We start from the raw sequence: 20,837 nt of genomic DNA, 5'->3' as shown, positions 1-20,837 counted from the left end.
CAAGACGCACCCGGGCCGCAGAAGCCGGACAACGCGGGGAACCCGGACGACAAGAACCGCAAGTGGCACGGAGCCGCAGACGCTGAACGCACAGGAGGGGTCGTGGCGGGATGACCGAGCGCAGCGTGCCAAGCAACACACTGACGGCGCGATGAAGAAGACAGTGTCCACTACGCGAGCACGGCCATCCCGCCACGACCCCGCCACCCCCACAAACGGAAAGGCGAAAACGCCACCCCATGCCAGAAGGAGACACCGTCCACCAGGCGGCCAGCCGCCTCCACACAGCCCTGGCAGGCCACCCCCTCACCCGCTCAGACCTCCGCGTCCCCAAACTCGCCCTGACCGACCTCACCACCCGCACCGTCCTGGACGTGACCCCCCGCGGCAAACACCTCCTCACCCGCGTCGAAGGCAACCTCACCCTCCACTCGCACCTGGGCATGGAAGGCTCCTGGCGCCTGTACACCCCGGGAGAACGCTGGCGCGGCGGCCCCGCCCACCAGATCCGAGCCATCCTCGCCACCGAGGAACGCACAGCCGTCGGCTACCGCCTGCCGGTCCTGGAACTGCTCCGCACGACCGACGAACACCGGGCGGTGGGCCACCTGGGCCCCGACCTCCTGGGCCCGGACTGGGACCCGGAGCAGGCCCTGCGCAACCTCCGAGCCACCCCCGACCGCTCCCTGGGCGAGGCCCTCCTCGACCAGCGCAACCTCGCGGGAGTAGGCAACGTCTACAAGAGCGAGATCTGCTTCCTGCTCCGCATCACCCCCTGGGTGACCGTAGGCGAGCTTCCCGAGGAGACGGCGACCCTCGTCCCCGCCCTGGCGAAGAAGCTCCTGGAGGTCAACCGCAACCGCCCGGCACGCATGACGACGGGCGTCGACAGCCCGGGCCGACGCCTGTACGTGTACGGCCGCGCATCCCGCCCCTGCGTCCGCTGCGGCACCCGCGTACGCCAGGCGGAACAGGGCGACCCGACCCGCCCCCGCCCCACGTACTGGTGCCCGACCTGCCAGAAGGGCCCCACCCCCTGAACGCCCCCGCACCGCGGCGAAGGCTGCCGTCGTACAGCTGACGAAGACGCTGGCGGCGGAGGCATGCCCGTACGGCATCCGGTCAACGCGGCGGCTCCGGAATGGATCCGTACGCCGATGACGCGCCGCCACGAGCGGGAGGCGCAGGAGGCGGTCGAGACCGCACTGGCGCGCAGATCACCGCTGGGCAGGGTGGGCGAACCCGAGGACGTCGCGCAGGCGGTACTGCACCTGGCGTCGGACGCGTCGGCGTTCACAACGGGCCAGATCCTCCGCCCGAACAGCCTCCGCCCGAACGGCGGGGTGGCCCTGCCGTGGTGACACGGACACGCCTCCGCCGAACCTGCCGCATGGCCGTGGCCCTCGGCACACAGTGCACCGGCAGCAGACTGAGCCCCCACCCCCCGGCGGCGACGGCACCTTCGAGCACGCCCGCGTCGGGGGCGAGGGCGAGCCGGAACACGGCCCACCACCACAGCGCGGTGAGGCCAAGGACCGCCGCCCACCGGAGCACGGCCCGCGACCCGCTATCCGTTCTCGGCCTGGAACATCCAGTGATGTTTTTCCAGGTCACCCGTGATCTGGATGAAGATGTCCTGGCTGACCGGATCCGCTTCGCCGGTGGCGTTCACCCGCTCCCGCATCCGCGTGATCACCGCGCCCAGCGCGTCCACGAGCGTCCCGACCGCGTCGACGTCCTTGACCCAGCCGTCGGCGACGTTGCCGATGCCGCTGCTCGACGCCACCGTCGCGGCCCGCCCGTCGGGTGGGACCCCGAGGGCCGAGGCCCGCTCGGCCACGGTGTTCGAGTGCTGCCGGGCGGTGTCCACGACTTCGTCGAGCTGGAGGTGCACGGAGCGGAAGCGGGAGCCGACCACGTTCCAGTGAATCTGCTTGGCCACCAGGGACAGATCGACGAGGTCCACGAGTGCCCCTTGCAGCGCCTCGGACACCGTCCGGAGGTCGGCGTCGGCCAAGGGACTCTTCACGACATACATGTTTCCTCCGGCGTGATGCGTCTCGGCAGTGAGGGAGAGTCGCCCCGACCCACCATCACGCAAGCGCGCGAGTACGGCCACTCCAGCCCAGACCAGCACCCACGCCGCAAGGGAAGCAGAAATCACCCCACTGCCAAGCACCCCGCACCTCTGCGCCCCGGACACGACAAGACTTCCGAACCCCCGCACACGAGAACCCCGGCACGCGAGAACCCCCGCACGCGAGAACCCCCGCACGCGAGAACCCCTGCACACGAGAACCCCTGCACACGAGAACCCCCGCACACGAGAACCCCCGCACACGACAAAAACCCCGACCGATCACCCGGCCGGGGCTGTCTGTGCACGTTCGTGTGCGCGTGGGGGCGACCCGAGCGTCAGGCGGCGACGACGCCGACCGCCTCCGCGGGCGCCTTGATGGTCACCCGTTCCGGTGGCACTCCGGTCACCGAGACGGCATTGAGCATCGGGCGCACCGGTGCGCGCACCGGTTCCGTGGCCGCTGCCGACTCGGCCAGCTCGGCGAGCGAGAGCTCGTCGCTCACTTCCCGCATGAGTTCGGACATCCGTACGTCAAGCGCGTCGCAGATCGCGGAAAGCAGCTCGGAGGACGCCTCCTTCTGCCCCCGCTCCACCTCGGAGAGATAGCCGAGTGAGACTCGGGCGGACGAGGAGACTTCGCGCAGAGTACGGCCCTGGCGCTGGCGCTGCCGACGCAGCACGTCACCCAGCAGGCGACGGAGCAGAATCATCGGTGGCTCCCTCCTCGGACCGCGTAGCCGCATCCTTCTCGCCCCACCGTACCGCCTCGCGCGGCGGCCGTGCGGGGAGCGATGTCGTGTTCACTCAGGGCTGCAAACATCAAGTCCCCCCGTTCTGTTCCGTATCCTGTGTCCGCCCATTCCCGGTCCGTTCGCCGGAGAGCTGGTCGAGAAGCAGTTCCAGCACGCTCCGGACGCTCTCCATACGGATTTCCGTACGGTTTCCGTTCAACCGCAGCGCGGCCACTTTCCCCTCAGAGCGAAGCGCGGAACTCGAGGCGGAATCGAGGCAACCGTCAGCTCCAGGCCGGTCCGACGCCTCCGTACCGCCCCTGGCGGCCCCGGCGACGGGCCGCCGGCCCGCGGGCCCGGCGACGGCGACGAACACCGTTCCGACCGGCTGGCCGTCCTGTCGCTCCGGCCCGGCGACGCCGGTGGTGGCGACGCCCCAGTCCGTGCCGAGCAGCTCGCGCACCCCGACGGCCATCTGCAACGCGACCTCACCGTCCACGGCGCCGCGCTCGGCCAGGAGGTCGGCGTCGACACCGAGGAGGTCGCGCTTCACCTCGGTGGCGTACGAGGTCACCGAGCCCTTGAAGGCCTGCGAGGCACCCGGGGCCGCCGTCACCTCGGCGGCGACGAGGCCCCCGGTCAGCGACTCTGCGGCGGCCAGCGTCTCACCGCGCTCGCCGAGCACCCGCAGCACCTCGGCGGCGGACTTGGCGAGCAGGGCCCCCTCGGCGATTCGCGCGGCCACCGCGGCCCGGGCGTCCTCCACCGGGTCGACCGCCTCGGCGTCCCCGGCAGCGCCCTTCGAACCACCCACTCCGTCCCGCTCCGGATCAGTCACTTCGCCGCCCTCCCAGCAGGTGTGGTCCCGCCCTCCGACTCGACCCCGGCGCCGGGAACACCTTGCACGCCGTCCGGAGCGACCCCGGCGGTGCCGGGTACGGCCCCCACGGCCCCGGGGTCCTCCACGGCCTCGGGAACGGCTTCCGCGGCCCTCCCGAGGCGCCGCAGCACGACCGCCTGCTTCACGTAGTCGAGGCCGGTCACGACGGTCAGGACGACCGCCACCGCCATCACCCAGAAGCGCAGCGTGGCCAGCGGCCCGGTCAGCGCCAGGACGTACATCCCGACGGCGGTGCCCTGGGCCAGGGTCTTCATCTTGCCGCCGCGGCTTGCGGGGATGACGCCGTAGCGGATCACCCAGAAGCGCAGCAGGGTGATCCCGAACTCACGCCCGAGGATCACCCCCGTCACCCACCACGGCAGATCGCCGAGCGAGGACAGACAGATCAGCGCCGCCCCCATGATCGCCTTGTCGGCGATGGGGTCGGCGATCTTCCCGAAGTCCGTGACCAGGTTGTACGTGCGCGCGAGGTGACCGTCGAAGAGGTCGGTGATCATGGCGATGGCGAACGCGGCCCAGGCGAACGAGCGCCAGGCCGGGTCGTAGCCGCCGTCGGCGAGGAGCAGCATCACGAAGCCGGGCACGAGCAGCAGCCGGACCATGGTCAGCAGGTTGGCGACGTTCCACAGACTGGCCTGGTCGACCGCGGCGGCGCCCAGCTTGCCACCGCGCACCGGCTTCGCGCCGGGCGCGCCGGAGCCGCCCGCCGCGGATGCCGGGACCTGGGTCATCTGCCCGTCCCCTCGCCGACGCCGTGGGACCGGCCCGGTCGGCCCGTGCCGAGGGCCTCGGGACGGGCCTCGGGGCCGACACCGGCCCCGTCCGCCAGGAGCTCGCACTGCTCCGCCACCAGATCCACGCCTTCCGTTCCGACGACCTTTGCCACGACCATACGGCCGACGCGCAAGGCCTCACCGGTCGTCGGGTCCGCGAAACGGATCTGGCCGTCCGTTTCCGGGGCCTGGTGCGCGGCCCTGCCGAGGGCGCCGTCCTCGTCGTCGACGGACTCGATCAGGACTTCGAGGCGCTCGCCGACGCGCTCCTCGGCGCGTTGCGAGGTCAGCTCCTCGGCGAGCCGTGAGACCCGCGCGAGCCGCTCGTCGACGACGTCCTGGTCGAGCTTGTGCTCGTACGTCGCCGCTTCCGTGCCCTCCTCGTCGGAGTAGCCGAAGACGCCGATGGCGTCGAGCCGCGCGCCCGTGAGGAACCGCTCGAGCTCGGTCACGTCGGCCTCGGTCTCGCCGGGGAAGCCCACGATGAAGTTGGAGCGCACACCGGCCTCCGGGGCCTTCTCGCGGATCGTCTCCAGGAGCTCGAGGAAGCGATCGGTGTCCCCGAAGCGGCGCATCGCGCGCAGCACGCCGGGCGCGGAGTGCTGGAAGGAGAGGTCGAAGTACGGGGCGACCTTCTCCGTGGAGGTGAGGACGTCGATGAGGCCGGGGCGCATCTCCGCGGGCTGGAGGTAGCTGACCCGGACGCGCTCGATGCCGTCGACGGCGGCCAGCTCGGGCAGCAGCGTCTCCAGGAGGCGGATGTCACCGAGGTCCTTGCCGTACGACGTGTTGTTCTCGGAGACCAGCATGATCTCCTTCACGCCCTGCTCGGCGAGCCAGCGCGTCTCGCCGAGCACGTCCGAGGGGCGGCGCGAGATGAACGAGCCGCGGAAGGACGGGATGGCGCAGAAGGAGCACCTGCGGTCGCATCCGGAGGCGAGCTTCACCGAGGCGACGGGGTTGCTGCCGAGGCGGCGGCGCAGCGGCGCGCGCGGCCCGGAGGCGGGCGCGACGCCTTCGGGCAGGTCGACGGGCGCGTGCCCCGGCAGGGCGACGTCGGAGCCCGCGTCCTGGCGCTCGGCGGGGCTGATGGGGAGCAGCTTGCGGCGGTCGCGCGGGGTGTGCGAGGCGTGGATGCCGCCGTTGAGGATGGTCTGGAGGCGGTCGGAGATGTCGGCGTAGTCGTCGAAACCGAGGACTCCGTCGGCTTCGGGGAGCGCTTCGGCGAGATCCTTGCCGTAGCGCTCGGCCATACAGCCGACGGCCACGACGGCCTGGGTGCGGCCGTGGCCCTTGAGGTCATTGGCCTCGAGCAGGGCGTCTACGGAGTCCTTCTTGGCGGCTTCGACGAAGCCACAGGTGTTGACGACGGCTACGTCCGCGTTCTCGGCGTCCTCCACGAGGTTCCAGCCGTCCGCCTCCAAGCGGCCTGCCAGCTCCTCCGAGTCCACCTCGTTACGGGCGCAGCCAAGCGTGACAAGGGCGACGGTGCGGCGTTCGGGCATGTAATCAAGACTACTTCGTCCATGCGTCGGCGCCCGCCGCCAGGGTTCTGGGTGCCCGCGACGGGCGCTCGGAGCGGGGGCGCGTCAGCCGACTTCCGGGTCGCCCTTCGTGTACGTGAGGCGCTCGACCTGGCCCGGTTCGAACTCGTTGTCGACGGGCTTGCCGTTCACGAACAGCTTGATCGCGCCGGCGTCGCCGAGCACCAGGTCGATCTTGTCCTTGTCCTGGAAGGTCTTGGTCTGGCCCTGCTCGAGCAGGCCGTCGAAGAGCAGGCGGCCGTTGTGGTCCTTCACCGAGATCCAGCTGCGGCCGTCGGTGGCGTCGACCTTGACGGTCACCTTGTCCCGCGGGACTCCGGCGATCGCGCTGTCCGAGGGGTCGGGCTTGGGGTCGGCGGGCTTGGTGCCGCTGGGCTTGGGGGCGGGCTTGCTCGCGGGCGTGCCCTCGGCGACCTGCCGGCCCGCGTCGCTGTCGTCGTCGCCGCTGAACGCGGTGTAACCGACGAAGGCGATGACGGCGACGATCGCGGCGACCATGGCCGCGGTCCAGTTCGGCCTGCGGGCGTCGGAGCGGATCCGCTCGGCCTCGAACAGCGGCGCGGCCGGTGTCGGGGCGGGCGGCCTGCCGCCGTGCCCCTCGTCGTACTGGGCGATCAGCGGCGCGGGGTCGACGCCGACGGCGCGCGCCAGCGTACGGATGTGCCCGCGGGCGTACACGTCGCCGCCGCAGCGCGAGAAGTCGTCCTGTTCGATCGCGTGCACGATCGGGATGCGCACCCGGGTGGACGTGCTGATCTCGTCGACGGTCAGGCCCGCGTCGACGCGGGCCTGCCGCAGCACATGCCCGATCGGGGTGCGGTCCTCGGCGGGATGGTCCTCCGCGGGACGTTCGGCCGCGGGGCTGTCCTCTGCGAGGCGGTCGTCCGAAGGGTGGTCGTCTTCAGGAGAGTTGCCGATGGACACGGGTGCGCCTTTCGAGCGTGTAGCCACCTGCCGGACATTCAGTCTAGGGGGGCCGAGAAAGGGTGGGGCAACCGGGCGGACGGACTTTGTACGCCATCGGAATGGCCGGACATCCTGATGGTGGGGCATGGAGTGGTTGTTCCCCTCAACTTGACGTGAGCCGAAGAGAAACGGTTGCTTTCATTCTCGAACGGGTGGGCCGCTCCTCGTACGAGTGAATCGGTTGCGTACGGGTGAACCGTCCGTCAGGAAGCCTCCCCGCGGATCACGGCGAGCACTCCATCCAGCTCGTCGGGTTTCACGAGAACGTCACGTGCCTTCGAGCCCTCGCTCGGCCCGACGATGTTGCGCGACTCCATGAGGTCCATGAGACGCCCCGCCTTGGCGAAGCCGACGCGCAGCTTGCGCTGGAGCATCGAGGTGGAGCCGAACTGGGTGGAGACGACCAGCTCGGCGGCCTGGCACAGCAGGTCGAGGTCGTCGCCGATGTCCTCGTCGATCTCCTTCTTCTGCTGGGTGCCGACGGTGACGTCGTCCCGGAAGACGGGCGCCATCTGGTCCTTGCAGTGCTGGACGACCGCGTGGATCTCGTCCTCGGTGACGAAGGCGCCCTGCATGCGGGTCGGCTTGTTGGCGCCCATCGGCAGGAACAGGCCGTCGCCCTTGCCGATCAGCTTCTCGGCGCCGGGCTGGTCGAGGATGACGCGGCTGTCGGCGAGCGAGGAGGTCGCGAACGCGAGCCTGGAGGGAACGTTTGCCTTGATCAGGCCGGTGACGACGTCCACGGACGGCCGCTGGGTGGCGAGCACCAGGTGGATCCCGGCGGCGCGTGCGAGCTGGGTGATGCGCACGATCGAGTCCTCGACGTCGCGCGGCGCGACCATCATCAGGTCGGCGAGCTCGTCGACGATCACCAGGAGGTACGGGTACGCCTTCAGCTCGCGCTCGCTGCCCTCGGGCGTCTTGAGCTTGCCCTCGCGCACGGCCTGGTTGAAGTCGTCGATGTGCCGGTAGCCGAACGCGGCGAGGTCGTCGTAGCGCAGGTCCATCTCGCGTACGACCCACTGTAGGGCCTCGGCCGCCCGCTTGGGGTTGGTGATGATCGGTGTGATCAGGTGCGGGATGCCTTCGTAGGCGGTCAGTTCGACGCGCTTGGGGTCGACGAGGACCATGCGGACGTCCTCGGGGGTGGCCCGCACCATGATCGAGGTGATCAGGCAGTTGATGCACGACGACTTGCCGGAACCGGTGGCTCCGGCGACGAGGATGTGCGGCATCTTGGCCATGTTGGCCATGACGTAGCCGCCCTCGACGTCCTTGCCGAGCGCGACCAGCATCGGGTGCTCGTCCTCGGCGGCGTCCGCGAGCCGCAGCACGTCGCCGACCTTGACCATCTCGCGGTCGGTGTTCGGGATCTCGATGCCGACCGCGGACTTGCCGGGGATCGGCGAGATGATCCGCACGTCCGGGGAGGCGACGGCGTACGCGATGTTCTTGGCCAGCGCCGTGATCTTCTCGACCTTGACGGCGGGGCCGAGCTCGATCTCGTAGCGCGTGACCGTCGGGCCGCGCGTGAAGCCGGTGACCCGCGCGTCGACCTTGAACTCCGTGAAGACGTTCGTCAGCGATTCGACGACCGCGTCGTTGGCGGCGCTGCGGGCCTTGCCGGGGCCGCCGCGCTCCAGGAGGTCGAGCGAGGGCAGCGAGTAGGTGATGTCTCCGGAGAGCTGTAGCTGCTCCGCGCGCGGGGGCAACTCGCGCGGCGTCTCGGGGGCGGCCTTCGTCAGGTCGGGGACGGCACCGCCCGCGGGCTCCTCGGGCGGGTTCCTGCGGCCTGCCACCGGGGCCCCGGACGGATTCCCGCGCCCGGCCACCGGAGCTTCGGTCGCGCGGGCGGAGGGCACGGGCGCGGACCGCTCCGCCTCGTCGCGGTCCCCGGAGACGCCCTGGGTGAGGTCGGCGACCAGGGCCGAGGGCGGCATGCCGTGCATGACGGCGCCGTCGAGCGCCGCGGCCGCGGCGGCGGCCACGTCCACCGCGTCCTGGGACCGGTCCGTCCCGGCCCTTCCCGAGCCGCGACGGGGCCTGCGCCGCTTCGTCAGTGCCGCTTCCTCGGCCTCGTCGGGCGAGGACCCCTGCGGGCCGCCCGCGGGCGTTCCGCGCCGGCGTGCGCGGGCGGGCAGGGCCTCCCGCCACTGCTCCTCGTACCGCTCGTCGTCGCTGTACTCGGTGTACGCGTCGCTCTCCCCGTACGCGCCTGCCTCCTGGTAGGCCGCCCGGTCCTCGACGACGCCGAGCCGCACCCCGAGCTGCCGCAGCCGCTGCGGGATGGCGTTGACCGGGGTCGCCGTGACCACGAGCAGGCCGAAGACCGTCAGGAGAACCAGCATGGGCACGGCGAGAACCTCGCCCATGGCCTTGTTGAGCGGCGTGGCGGCACCCCAGCCGATGAGCCCGCCCGCGTCCCTTATCGCCTGCATGCCGTCCGCGCGCGCGGGCGAGCCGCACGCGATGTGCACCTGTCCGAGCACGCCGACGACGAGCGCGGACAGACCGATCACGATGCGGCCGTTGGCGTCGACCTGCTCCGGGTGCCGGATGAACCGCACGGCCATGGCGGCGACCAGTATCGGCACGAGCAGGTCGAGCCGCCCGAACGCGCCGGTCACCAGCATCTCGACCAGGTCGCCCACCGGGCCGCGCAGATTGGACCAGGTGCCCGCGGCCACGATGAGGGCGAGGCCGAGCAGCAGCAGCGCGAGGCCGTCCTTGCGGTGCGCCGGGTCCAGGCTCTTGGCGCCGCGCCCCACACCTCGGAACATCGCGCCCACGGCGTGCGCGATGCCGAGCCATATGGCGCGCACCACGCGGTACAGACCATTGGTGGGGCTCGGCGCCGGCTTCGGGGCAGGCGCCTTCCTCGCCACGGGCTTCTTCGCGGGCGCTTTCCTGGCAACGGCCTTCTTCGCCGGAGCCTTGGTCGGCGCGGCCGCCTTCTTCGCGGGCGGCTTCTTGGCTGCGGGCTGACGTGAGGCCATGGGTGTGAGGTTACCGGGGGAGACGGCGGTGGACACGTGTGCCTACTGCTTCACCCATCTGTGTCGCCCTTGCCGAGACCACGAACTGACGGGTGCTCTCAGCGGGCGCAGGGGGCCGGGGCCGCCGCATGGCGCCGCGGGCGTACGGAACTTCCGCTTCCGGGGCCGCGCGTTCCCCCGCCAGGCTCCGCTTCCGGACGCACCGCGGCCCCCGGAACCTTCGCTTTCCCCGCGGGCGGGCCGGGAGCCGCTCGCTCGCCTCAGTTCTGCGAAGGCACGGAGGCGGCGCCGCTGCCCGTGCCCGGCTCCAGCGCGTCAAGAGCCCTGCGCAGGCCGGTGAGTTTGCGTTCGAGATGGGCTGCCGTCGCGACGGCCGCCGCGTCCGCGGAGTCGTCGTCGAGCTGCTTGGAGAGCGCCTCCGCCTGTTCCTCGACGGCCGCGAGGCGCGCGGACAGCTCGGCGAGGAGACCGGCGGGCTCCTTGGTCTCCGCGGGCGCGGCCTTGGCGCCGCCCTCGAGCTGGAGGCGCAGCAGCGCGGCCTGCTCACGCAGTTGGCAGTTCTTCATGTACAGCTCGACGAACACCGAGACCTTCGCGCGAAGCACCCACGGGTCGAAGGGCTTGGAGATGTAGTCCACGGCACCCGCCGCATACCCGCGGAAGGTGTGATGGGGGCCGTGGTTGATGGCGGTGAGGAAGATGATCGGGATGTCCCGGGTCCGTTCCCGCCGCTTGATGTGCGCCGCGGTCTCGAATCCGTCCATGCCCGGCATCTGGACGTCCAGCAGAATGACTGCGAAGTCGTCCGTCAGCAGAGCTTTGAGCGCTTCCTCCCCGGACGATGCCCGCACCAGCGTCTGATCGAGCGCAGAGAGGATGGCCTCCAGCGCCAGCAGATTCTCCGGCCGGTCATCGACCAGGAGGATCTTGGCCTTCTGCACCATGGCCCGCCCTCCTCGCCCCGGCGGTACACCGGGCGCCGCCCCAGAGGACGACTCCCTTGCGCCGTCCGTCCTTGTGCCGGTCATCGTAGCCGCACCCCGCCCGTCGCCACACCCTGTCACCGCGATGTCACTGTGCACGTAGCAGAAACGCAGCGGCGGAGCAGAAGGTTCCCCGTACACCGCGGTTCTACACGACGTCGGCAACACTCCGTCAGCAACTGCGTGTAGCGACGCCGCGTCCGCCCGCCGTCCGCGAACCGCCCCGTCACTCCGTGTGCATCCACTGATCCATGACCGACAACAGGTGATCCGGGTCGACCGGCTTGGTCACGTAGTCCGACGCCCCGGAGTCGATCGCCTTCTCCCGGTCGCCCTTCATCGCCTTTGCGGTGAGCGCGATGATCGGCAGCCCGGCGAACTGCGGCATCCTGCGGATCGCCGTCGTCGTCGCGTACCCGTCCATCTCCGGCATCATGATGTCCATCAGGACGAGGGTCACGTCGTCGTGCTGCTCCAGGACCTCGATGCCCTCCCGGCCGTTCTCCGCGTACAGCACGGACAGGCCGTGCTGCTCCAGGACACTGGTGAGCGCGAAGACATTGCGGATGTCGTCGTCGACGATGAGCACCTTCTCACCGCCGAACCGGAACCGCACCCGTGCCGCCGGCACCTCCTGCCCCTGTCCCTCGGGCCACTGCTCCGGCGTTCCCGCGCCCGCGGCGGCGGGCTGCCCCGGCAGCGGCGGCGCGGGTTCCGCGGTGGGAGGTGCGGCCCTGCGGCGGCGCCGGAACAGCGCGGCGGGGCCGGGAGCGGCTTCTGGCGGCCCGGCGGGCGACGACGGGAGCGCGGGCCGCCCGCCGTTCCGCAGGGACTCCTGGGACGCCTGGGAACCGTTCCGCTCCCCCGCCTCCCTGGGTTCGAGGAGTTCCCGGGACTCCAGGGCGGGCAGTTCGGGCGTCGCGGGAGGCGGCGGCAGCTGGGTGTAGCCCTGCGGCGGCAGTTCGCTGGGGTGCAGCGGCAAATACAGCGTGAAGGTGGAGCCGCGCCCCGGTTCGCTCGCCGCGTGGATCTCACCGCCGAGCAGCCGCGCGATCTCCCGGCTGATCGACAGACCGAGGCCCGTACCGCCGTACTTGCGGCTCGTCGTGCCGTCGGCCTGCTTGAAGGCCTCGAAGATCACCCGCATCTTGCTCGCCGCGATGCCGATGCCGGTGTCGGCCACGGAGAACGCGATCAGGTCGGCGTCCGCGTCCCGCAGCGAACCGGCCTCCAGGAGCTGCTCCCTGATGGCGTCGGGCACGTCGTTGCCCGCGAGCCGGATGACCAGTTCCACCGCTCCGGAGTCGGTGAACTTCACCGCGTTGGCCAGCAGATTGCGCAGCACCTGGAGCAGACGCTGTTCGTCCGTGTGCAGCGTGGCGGGCAGCTCCGGCGACACCCGTACGGAGAAGTCGAGCCCCTTCTCGGCGGTCAGGGGACGGAAAGTGGCCTCTACGTAGTCGACGAGTTGGACGAGCGCGATACGGGTCGGGCTGACGTCCATCTTGCCGGCCTCGACCTTGGACAGGTCGAGGATGTCGTTGATGAGCTGGAGCAGGTCCGAGCCCGCGCCGTGGATCGTCTCGGCGAACTCCACCTGCTTGGGCGTGAGGTTCGCGTCGGCGTTGTCGGCCAGCAACTTGGCGAGGATGAGCAGCGAGTTGAGCGGCGTACGCAGCTCGTGCGACATGTTCGCGAGGAACTCGGACTTGTAGCGCATGGAGACCGCGAGCTGCTCGGCGCGCTCCTCCAGGACCTGCCTGGCCTCCTCGATCTCGGTGTTCTTGACCTCGATGTCGCGGTTCTGCTGCGCGAGCAGCGCGGCCTTGTCCTCCAGTTCGGCGTTGGACTCCTGCAACGCCTTCTGCCGGTTCTCCAACTCGGCGGACCGCTCACGCAGTTGCTCGGTGAGTTCCTGCGACTGCTTCAGCAGGATCTCCGTCTTGGTGTTGACACTGATCGTGTTGACGCTCGTCGCGATCATCTCGGCGATCTGGCTGAGGAAGTCCTTCTGGATCTGTGTGAACGGCTGGAACGACGCGAGTTCGATGACGCCGAGCACCTTGCCCTCGAAGAGCACCGGCAACACGATGACCTGCGCGGGCGGCGCCTCACCGAGCCCGGAGGCGATCCGCAGATAACCGGACGGCGCGTTCTCCACGAGGATGGTGCGCCGCTCCTTGGCGGCCGTGCCGATCAGCGTCTCACCGGGCCGGAACGACGTCGGCATCGACCCCATCGAGTAGCCGTAGCTGCCCTGCATGCGCAGCTCGTACGCGTCCTCGTCACCGTCGCCGTCGAGGTCCTTCGCGTCGTCGAGGGGCATCGCGAGGAAGAACGCGCCGTGCTGCGCCGAGACGACCGGCGTCAGCTCACTCATGATCAGCGAGGCGACGTCCTCCAGGTCGCGGCGGCCCTGCATGAGGCCGGAGATCCGCGCGAGGTTGCCCTTCAGCCAGTCCTGCTCCTTGTTGGCGAGCGTGGTGTCGCGCAGGTTCGCGATCATCGTGTTGATGTTGTCCTGGAGGACCTGGATCTCCCCCGCGGCGTCCACATCGATCTTCAGATTGAGATCGCCGCGGGTCACCGCCGTGGCGACGGCCGCGATGGCACGCACCTGCCGGGTCAGGTTCCCGGCCATCTCGTTCACCGACTCGGTCAGGTCGCGCCAGGTGCCGTCGACGTCCCGCACCCGCGCCTGACCGCCGAGCTGGCCCTCGGTGCCCACCTCGCGGGCGACCCGGGTGACCTGCTCGGCGAACGACGACAGCTGGTCCACCATCGTGTTGATGGTGGTCTTGAGCTCCAGGATCTCGCCGCGCGCGTCGATGTCGATCTTCTTGGTCAGGTCGCCCTTGGCGATGGCCGTCGTGACCATCGCGATGTTGCGGACCTGCCCGGTCAGGTTGGACGCCATCCCGTTCACGGACTCGGTGAGGTCCTTCCACGTGCCCGAGACTCCCGGGACGCGGGCCTGCCCGCCGAGGATGCCGTCCGTGCCCACCTCACGGGCCACCTTGGTGACCTGGTCGGCGAACGAACTCAGCGTCTTCACCATGGTGTTGAAGGTGTCCGCGAGCTGCGCGACCTCGCCGCGCGCCTCGATCGTCACCGTCTTCGTGAGGTCGCCGTTGGCGACGGCCGCGGCGACCTGCGAGATGTTCCGCACCTGCATGGTCAGGTTGTTCGCCATCAGGTTGACGTTGTCGCTGAGGTCCTTCCAGATGCCCGTGACGCCGACCACGCGCGCCTGGCCGCCCAGCTTGCCCTCCGTGCCCACCTCGCGGGCCACCCGCGTGACCTGCTCCGCGAACGACGACAACTGGTCCACCATCGTGTTCACCGTCGTGACGAGTTCGAGGATCTCGCCCTTCGCGTCCACGGTGATCTTCTTGGACAGGTCGCCCATGGCGACCGCCGTCGTGACCTCGGCGATGTTGCGCACCTGGAGGGTGAGGTTGTTCGCCATGCCGTTCACGGACTGCGTCAGGTCCTTCCACGTACCCGACACACCCTGCACCTCGGCCTGACCGCCCAGGATGCCGTCCGTACCCACCTCGCGGGACACCCGTGTCACCTGCTCGGCGAAGGCCGAGAGCTGGTCCACCATGGTGTTGAGGGTGTTCTTCAGCTCCAGGATCTCGCCCCGGGCGTCCACGTCGATCTTCTGCGACAGGTCACCGCGCGCCACCGCCGTCGCGACCTGCGCGATGTTGCGCACCTGCGCCGTGAGGTTCCCGGCCATGCCGTTCACGGAGTCGGTGAGGTCACGCCACACACCGGCGACGCCGGGCACCTGCGCCTGTCCGCCGAGCCGCCCTTCCGTGCCCACCTCGCGCGCCACGCGCGTCACCTGGTCGGCGAACGCGGAGAGCTGGTCGACCATCGTGTTGATGGTGTTCTTCAGCTCCAGGATCTCCCCGCGCGCGTCCACGTCGATCTTCTGCGACAGGTCACCGCGCGCCACCGCCGTCGTCACCTGGGCGATCTGACGCACCTGCGACGTCAGGTTGCCCGCCATGAAGTTGACGGAGTCCGTGAGCTCCTTCCACGTACCGCTGACGCCGTCCACGCGCGCCTGACCGCCGAGCCTGCCCTCCGTGCCCACGTCCCGCGCCATCCGCGTGACCTGGTCGGCGAACGACGACAGCTGGTCCACCATGGTGTTCACGGTGTTCTTCAGCTGAAGCATCTCTCCGGAGACGTCGACCGTCACCTTCTGGGAGAGGTCGCCGTTCGCCACCGCCGTCGTCACCTGCGCGATGTTGCGCACCTGGCCGGTGAGGTTGCGGAAGGCGGTGTTCACCGAGTCGGTGAGGTCCTTCCAGGTGCCCGCCGCACCCGGCACCTGCGCCTGCCCGCCGAGCTCGCCCTCGACGCCGACCTCCCGCGCGACGCGCGTCACTTCGGCGCCGAACGCCGACAGCTGGTCCACCATCGTGTTGACGGTGTTCTTCAACTCCAGCATCTCGCCCGCGACATCGACGGTGACCTTCTGCGACAGATCGCCGTTCGCCACCGCCGTCGTCACCTGCGCGATGTCCCGCACCTGCGTGGTCAGGTTCCTGAAGACCGTGTTGACGGAGTCGGTGAGGTCCTTCCACGTGCCGGCCGCGCCCGGCACGTTCGCCTGCCCGCCGAGCTGCCCCTCCGCACCGACCTCGTTGGCGACGCGCGTGACCTCGTCCGCGAACGTCCGCAGCGTCTCCGTCATCTGGTTGATGGTCTCGGCGAGCTGCGCCACCTCGCCGCGCGCGCTCACCCGCACCTTCTGCGACAGGTCACCGTTCGCGACGGCCGTGGTCACCTGGGCGATGCCCCGCACCTGCGCCGTCAGGTTGCCCGCCATCAGGTTCACCGAGTCGGTGAGGTCCTTCCACACCCCCGCGACGCCCGGCACCTGCGCCTGCCCGCCCAGCTCACCCTCCGTACCGACCTCCCGGGCCACGCGGGTGACCTCGGAGGAGAACGAGGAGAGCTGGTCCACCATCGTGTTGACGGTGTTCTTCAGCTCCAGCATCTCGCCGGCCACGTGCACGGTGACCTTGCGCGACAGATCCCCCTTGGCCACCGCCGTCGTCACCAGGGCGATGTCGCGCACCTGCGCCGTCAGCCGGTACGCCATGGTGTTGACCGAGTCCGTGAGGTCCTTCCACGAACCGGACATACCACGCAACCGGGCCTGCCCGCCCAGCTTGCCCTCCGTGCCGACCTCGCTGGCCACCCGCGTGACCTCGTCGGTGAACGTCGACAGCTGGTCGACGAGGTTGTTGACCGTACGCCCGACCTTCAGGAACTCGCCGCGCAACGGATGGCCGTTGCCCTCGTCCGCCTGCGCGCGCAGCTCCATGCGCTGCTCCAGGTCGCCCTCCGCGACCGCGGAAAGCACCCGGCCGACCTCGGAGACCGGCCGCACGAGGTCCTCGACGAGCGCGTTGGACGCCTCGATCGCGGAAGCCCAGGAGCCCTCCATGGCCCCGCCCTGCAACCGCTCTGTGAGCTTTCCCTCACGCCCCACCGTGCGCCGCACCCGCGACAGCTCGCCCGTGAGGTGGAGGTTGCGGTCGGCCACCTCGTTGAAGACGGCGGCGATCTCCGACATCACGTCGTCGCCGGACACCGTCAGGCGCTTGCGGAAGTTCCCGTCCCGCATCGCCACCAGGGCCGTCAGCAGCCTGTTGAGGGCCGCCGCGTCCACGGTGGCGGTCGTCCCGTGCCGGGGTTTGCGCTGGCTGCCCGGGGACGGGCCGTCTTTCGCGCGCGCCTTGGCAGCCCGCGTCGCAGCGCCAGACTCCACTGTGTCCCTCCCGCAAGGGTCGACCGTACTGCTGGGGTTCCGTTTGGCAGCCTCCCCAGTGTTTCACCATGGCCGAACAAGGCCATAACAGTTCGGCAGCTTCGCACACCGTCCGCACACCCTCCGGGCGGAAACACCGGCGACCGGCATCAGCACGGACGGCGAAGGTAAGTAACCTGGCATCCGGCTGTCCAACCACCCCGGTCCTGCCCGGCCAGGGCGGTGGCACACATAACAGCGGGCATCGGAGGGGCGGCCGCACCATGGGACTGCAGATTCCCGGGGGACTGAGGACGAGGAGCTCTGTGATCACCGCGCGCGCGGCTGCGACTTTCGAACCCGTCGGGCGTTCCGTCGCGACGGCACGCTCGTTCGTCCGCGACACGCTCCAGGGGTGGGGCTTCACGGATGTCGTCGACGACGCGGTCGTCCTGACCAGCGAACTCGTCACCAACGCCGTCGTGCACGCGGGCACGGCCGCCGATGTCCTGTGCCTTCGTACGGAAGACGCCGTCCGCATCGAGGTCTCGGACCACTATCCCGAGCGGGAGATCCCGCTACAGCACTCCCCCGCGACCATGGGCAACCCGGACCGCGAGGGCGGCCGCGGCCTCCAGCTCTGCGCCGCGCTCGCCACCCGCTGGGGCGTCGACTACACCCCCACGCACAAACAGGTCTGGTTCCAACTCGACCTGCCCGACCGCCCGGTGGGCACCCGCGCCGCAGGCCCCCAGCTCCCCCTCGACCTGCTGCCCGTCACCGACGGCCGCGTCCGCGTCGCCGTCGTCCAGATCGACCGTACGGGCGCCATCTCCGCGTGGAACGAGGACGCGGAGGAACTGTTCGGGTACGCCGCCGAGCAGGTCACCGGCAAACCCCTCACGGACTTCGCCGCCTGGCCGCACACCCCCGGCACCAGCACCGGCATCGCCGACGCCCTGCGCCTGTCCCGCTGGGAGGGCAGCTACGGCATCCGCGACTCCGGCGGCCGCGTCATCCCGGTCTACGCCTCGCACCTGCGCGTCCGCGACACCGACGGCGAGCCGTCCACGGTCTGCCTCCTGGTCCGCGACGACGAGCGCGCCGTCCTGCAAACCCCGCTGCGCGGCCCGTCCCCCGAGTCCGGCACGCTCAGCGAGCCGCACACCGCCGACCCCTTCGAGATCTTCATCGGCTCCCCCGCGCCCGACGACCTGGACGGCCTCCTCCAGCGCACGGTCGAGCGCGCACGCGACATGCTCGACGGCGACGCGGCCTTCCTGCTGCTGGCCACGGACGACGAGACGGAACTGGAGGTCCGCGCCTCCACGGGCCTGCCCTCGGCCCGCCAGCGCTTCGCCCGCGTACCGGTGGAGGCGGGTCCCGGCCGGTACGGCTCCGCCCGCATGCCCGCGGTCCACGAGGACCTCACGGTCGTGCCGGGCGCCGTCCCGCTGCTCAACGGAACCGGCATGCGCTCGGTCGTCACGGTCCCGCTGAAGGTCGAGGGCCGCCTCACGGGTTCCCTCGGTGTCGCCGCGGAGGCCCGTGACCGGTACTCGAACGAGGAGGCCCTGCGCCTGCAATTCGCCGCCGACCGCATCGCTCTCTCCGTCGAGTCGGCCCGCCTCGGCGAGCTGGAGCGGCTGCGCAGAGGCTCGCTGTCGTTCCTGGTGGAGGCCTCCGACCTGCTCGCGGGCACGCTGGACCGCGACCAGACGCTCGCCCTCATGGCCCAGATGACGGTTCCGACGCTGGCCACGTGGTGCGCGGTGTACACCATCGCCGACCAGGCCTCCGAGCCGTATCTCTCGTATGTCCTGCACGAGGACGAGGACCGCATCGACGGCGTGAAGGCGCTCCTCACGAAGGTCGACCCGCCGGACCCGGTCCCGACCCCCGGCGCCCGCGTCTGGGCGGCGCCGTCCGAGGCCGCGCACCAGGCCGCCCTGCGCACGTCGATGCGGAACCTGGGCCTCGGTGAGCCGATGACGGTCGGCTCGGGCATCGGCACGACGCTCGCGACGGCTTCCGCCGTGGGCGGTGAGACGGTGGTCCTGCCCCTGGTCGCCCGGAACCGCGTCATCGGCATGCTGGTCCTCGGCAAGCCGTCGGACGAGCACTTCCGCCAGGAGATCCTGGAGCTCGCCGAGGACCTGTCCCGCAGGGCCGCCCTCGCCCTGGACAACGCCCGCCTGTACTCGGAGCGCACGGCGATCAGCCAGTCCCTCCAGCGCAGTCTCCTGCCGCCGGAGCTCCCGCAGGTCCCCGGTGTGGAGGTCGAGGTCATCTACCGCGCGGCCGGAGAGGGCAACGAGGTCGGCGGCGACTTCTACGACCTCTTCCCGATCCGCGACGGCGCGTACGGCTTCGCCATCGGGGACGTCTGCGGCACGGGCCCGGAGGCCGCCGCGGTCACGGGCCTGGCCCGGCACGCCCTGCGCCTCCTCGCCCGGGAGGGCTTCGGGGGTCCCGCTGTCCTGGAGCGCCTGAACGCGGCGATCCTCGACGAGGGCGCCCGCAGCCGCTTCCTCACGCTTCTGTACGGGGAGTTGTGGCCCCAGGAGGACGGCTCCGCGGTCCTCAAGGTCGTCTGCGCCGGCCATCCGCTTCCGCTGCGTCTGCGCCAGGACGGCACGGTCGAGCCGTACGCGGAACCCCAGCCGCTGCTCGGCGTCATGGACGACCTCGAGCTGTACGAGCAGACCATGACCCTCGACCCGGGCGATGTCCTGCTGTGCGTCACCGACGGCGTCACGGAACGCCGCGAGGGTACGCGCATGCTGGGCGACGACGGTCTCGCCGATGTCCTCACAACTTGCACGGGTCTCACGGCGGGGGCGGTGGCGGCCCGCATCATGCGCGCGGTGGAGCGGTTCGCGACGGACGCTCCGTCGGACGACATGGCGATCCTCGCGATGCGCGTTCCCGGCCTCGACGACTGAGGGGCGGGAGCGGGCGTCCCGCGGGATACAGCGAAACCCGGGGGACACAACGAAAAGAGGGCCACCGTCCAGGACGGTGGCCCTCTTCTTTGTCTCTGGAGCCCCCAAGCGGAATCGAACCGCTGACCTTCTCCTTACCATGGAGACGCTCTACCGACTGAGCTATAGGGGCCAGTTGCGCTGGGCGGGTTTTCCCCGCGGCAACGAAAGAAATCATACCCGATCACGGCAGGGCCCCGAACCGTCTTGTTCAGAAGGCGGGCTGAACTTGTTCAGAAGGCGGGTTGGAGGAGTCCTCCGAGTGCGTTGCAGGCGGAGACGATCCGCTGGAGTTCACGCCGTGTCAGCGTGGCGTCGACGGGCAGCGCGAGCGTTTCGTCGGCGGCCCGCTCGGTTTCGCGCAGTTCCACGTCCCGCCAGTATTTCGGTGTGCGGTGCAGCGGCGTCTTTACGGGTACGTGGCAGTCGACTCCGCGTGCGCGGACGGCTCGTGCGAAGGCGTCCCGGTCGGGTCGGCCGTTGCCGGGGACGCGGACGACGTACTGGTCGCCGTGGGGGGCGTTCGCGGCCGGTGTGATGACTCCGGTCAGCCGTCCGTTGAGGTAGGTGGCGTAGGCCCGTCGTTGGGCGCTTCCGGCGCGCTGCGCTTCGGGTTCCCGGTGTTCGAGGACGAGGAATCCGTTGCGGCGGCCGAGGGCACGCAGGCCGGCGGTGTCGGCCTGGTTCCCGAAGCGGTGGACGACGATCACGGCGGCGGTGCGGGGGGTGGTGACGGCGTCGACCGCGACGGGGTCGAGGCAGTACGTCAGCGGGTCGATGTCCGCGAACACGGGCATGGCGCCGGCGAGCACGACGGCCTCGGCGACTTCGGCGTTTCCGTACGCGGGCACGATGACCTCGTCACCGCTTCCGACTCCGGCGGCCCGCAGCATTGCATGTGTCCCCATGTCTGGGGATGGTTGTCGCGCAACGTGAACAGCGCGTGACGTGCAACAAAAAAGAGCTGGTCCCCGAACCGAAGTTCAGGGACCAGCTCTTCTACGTTTAGTTCGGCGGCGTCCTACTCTCCCACAGGGTCCCCCCTGCAGTACCATCGGCGCTGTGAGGCTTAGCTTCCGGGTTCGGAATGTAACCGGGCGTTT

General features: G+C 70.4%; 13 protein-coding genes, 1 tRNA gene, 1 rRNA gene and 1 pseudogene. 3 read left to right on the top strand and 13 right to left on the bottom strand.

Features of this window, described 5'->3' with window-relative positions:
• The first annotated feature begins 239 nt into the window (after positions 1-239).
• Together ACH4DX_RS31575 and ACH4DX_RS31570 are read left to right on the top strand one after the other, a co-directional pair.
• A complete protein-coding gene (locus tag ACH4DX_RS31575) occupies positions 240-1,040 on the top strand; it encodes an Fpg/Nei family DNA glycosylase (protein ID WP_398157609.1) in 801 nt (266 codons plus the stop codon).
• Between the two features lie 10 nt (positions 1,041-1,050).
• Positions 1,051-1,361, top strand: a pseudogene (locus ACH4DX_RS31570) (SDR family NAD(P)-dependent oxidoreductase); the annotation flags it as partial.
• Here ACH4DX_RS31570 and ACH4DX_RS31565 read toward each other — a convergent pair.
• From ACH4DX_RS31565 to ACH4DX_RS31520, 10 genes are all read right to left on the bottom strand, one after another.
• On the bottom strand, positions 1,294-1,554 hold the full coding sequence (locus ACH4DX_RS31565; protein ID WP_398115955.1) for a hypothetical protein: 261 nt from the start codon (positions 1,552-1,554) through the stop codon (positions 1,294-1,296). The pseudogene ACH4DX_RS31570 and the gene ACH4DX_RS31565 overlap by 68 nt on opposite strands.
• 13 nt (positions 1,555-1,567) lie before the next feature.
• Positions 1,568-2,038 carry a Dps family protein gene (locus ACH4DX_RS31560; protein WP_398157608.1) on the bottom strand — a complete coding sequence of 157 codons (471 nt, stop codon included), beginning with the start codon at positions 2,036-2,038 and terminating at the stop codon, positions 1,568-1,570.
• Positions 2,039-2,415: 377 nt separating this feature from the next.
• On the bottom strand, positions 2,416-2,790 hold the full coding sequence (locus tag ACH4DX_RS31555; protein WP_030563016.1) for a helix-turn-helix domain-containing protein: 375 nt from the start codon (positions 2,788-2,790) through the stop codon (positions 2,416-2,418).
• Positions 2,791-2,899: 109 nt separating this feature from the next.
• The gene (locus ACH4DX_RS31550) at positions 2,900-3,529 is read right to left on the bottom strand and encodes a CinA family protein (RefSeq protein ID WP_398157674.1); all 630 of its coding nucleotides are present in this window, start codon (positions 3,527-3,529) and stop codon (positions 2,900-2,902) included.
• A 116-nt stretch (positions 3,530-3,645) separates the two neighbouring features.
• A complete protein-coding gene (gene pgsA / locus ACH4DX_RS31545; protein WP_398157607.1) occupies positions 3,646-4,443 on the bottom strand; it encodes a CDP-diacylglycerol--glycerol-3-phosphate 3-phosphatidyltransferase in 798 nt (265 codons plus the stop codon).
• Positions 4,440-5,990, bottom strand: a complete 1,551-nt coding sequence (gene rimO, locus ACH4DX_RS31540; protein WP_398157606.1) for a 30S ribosomal protein S12 methylthiotransferase RimO — start codon at positions 5,988-5,990, stop codon at positions 4,440-4,442. The genes pgsA and rimO overlap by 4 nt, the downstream gene beginning before the upstream one ends.
• An 84-nt stretch (positions 5,991-6,074) precedes the next feature.
• Positions 6,075-6,953 (bottom strand): helix-turn-helix domain-containing protein, encoded by an 879-nt coding sequence (locus tag ACH4DX_RS31535; RefSeq protein ID WP_398157605.1) that lies wholly within the window; start codon positions 6,951-6,953, stop codon positions 6,075-6,077.
• A gap of 245 nt (positions 6,954-7,198) precedes the next feature.
• Positions 7,199-9,991, bottom strand: a complete 2,793-nt coding sequence (locus ACH4DX_RS31530) for a DNA translocase FtsK (protein WP_398157604.1) — start codon at positions 9,989-9,991, stop codon at positions 7,199-7,201.
• Positions 9,992-10,251: 260 nt separating this feature from the next.
• Complete coding sequence (locus ACH4DX_RS31525; protein ID WP_398115967.1) at positions 10,252-10,935, bottom strand: two-component system response regulator; 684 nt, start codon at positions 10,933-10,935, stop codon at positions 10,252-10,254.
• 265 nt (positions 10,936-11,200) lie between these two features.
• Positions 11,201-16,771 carry a HAMP domain-containing protein gene (locus ACH4DX_RS31520; RefSeq protein ID WP_398115969.1) on the bottom strand — a complete coding sequence of 1,857 codons (5,571 nt, stop codon included), beginning with the start codon at positions 16,769-16,771 and terminating at the stop codon, positions 11,201-11,203.
• A gap of 305 nt (positions 16,772-17,076) precedes the next feature.
• Here ACH4DX_RS31520 and ACH4DX_RS31515 point away from each other — a divergent pair, with 305 nt between their 5' ends.
• A complete protein-coding gene (locus tag ACH4DX_RS31515) occupies positions 17,077-19,695 on the top strand; it encodes a SpoIIE family protein phosphatase (protein WP_398115971.1) in 2,619 nt (872 codons plus the stop codon).
• A gap of 96 nt (positions 19,696-19,791) precedes the next feature.
• On the opposite strand, the gene ACH4DX_RS31510 is transcribed toward ACH4DX_RS31515, so the two are convergent.
• From ACH4DX_RS31510 to rrf, 3 genes are all read right to left on the bottom strand, one after another.
• Positions 19,792-19,867 (bottom strand) — tRNA-Thr (locus tag ACH4DX_RS31510).
• Positions 19,868-19,967: 100 nt separating this feature from the next.
• Entirely contained in the window at positions 19,968-20,642 is a 675-nt protein-coding gene (locus ACH4DX_RS31505) for a DegT/DnrJ/EryC1/StrS family aminotransferase (protein WP_398115973.1), read from the bottom strand.
• Positions 20,643-20,742: 100 nt separating this feature from the next.
• Positions 20,743-20,837: ribosomal RNA gene (gene rrf, locus ACH4DX_RS31500) — 5S ribosomal RNA — on the bottom strand; the annotation flags it as partial.

The organism is Streptomyces sp. NPDC017940 (genome assembly GCF_044328435.1).
Taxonomy (GTDB): domain Bacteria; phylum Actinomycetota; class Actinomycetes; order Streptomycetales; family Streptomycetaceae; genus Streptomyces.
Note: the sequence above shows the minus strand (reverse complement) of the source record. Positions and strands in the feature narration are given on the sequence as shown.

Bases quoted from the DNA above. Each gene is read 5' to 3' on its own strand.
- pgsA (WP_398157607.1), bottom strand. From the start codon at position 4,443: ATGACCCAGGTCCCGGCATCCGCGGCGGGCGGCTCCGGCGCGCCCGGC.
- ACH4DX_RS31555 (WP_030563016.1), bottom strand. From the start codon at position 2,790: ATGATTCTGCTCCGTCGCCTGCTGGGTGACGTGCTGCGTCGGCAGCGC.
- ACH4DX_RS31505 (WP_398115973.1), bottom strand. From the start codon at position 20,642: ATGGGGACACATGCAATGCTGCGGGCCGCCGGAGTCGGAAGCGGTGAC.
- ACH4DX_RS31575 (WP_398157609.1), top strand. From the start codon at position 240: ATGCCAGAAGGAGACACCGTCCACCAGGCGGCCAGCCGCCTCCACACA.
- ACH4DX_RS31525 (WP_398115967.1), bottom strand. From the start codon at position 10,935: ATGGTGCAGAAGGCCAAGATCCTCCTGGTCGATGACCGGCCGGAGAAT.
- rimO (WP_398157606.1), bottom strand. From the start codon at position 5,990: ATGCCCGAACGCCGCACCGTCGCCCTTGTCACGCTTGGCTGCGCCCGT.
- ACH4DX_RS31560 (WP_398157608.1), bottom strand. From the start codon at position 2,038: ATGTATGTCGTGAAGAGTCCCTTGGCCGACGCCGACCTCCGGACGGTG.
- ACH4DX_RS31530 (WP_398157604.1), bottom strand. From the start codon at position 9,991: ATGGCCTCACGTCAGCCCGCAGCCAAGAAGCCGCCCGCGAAGAAGGCG.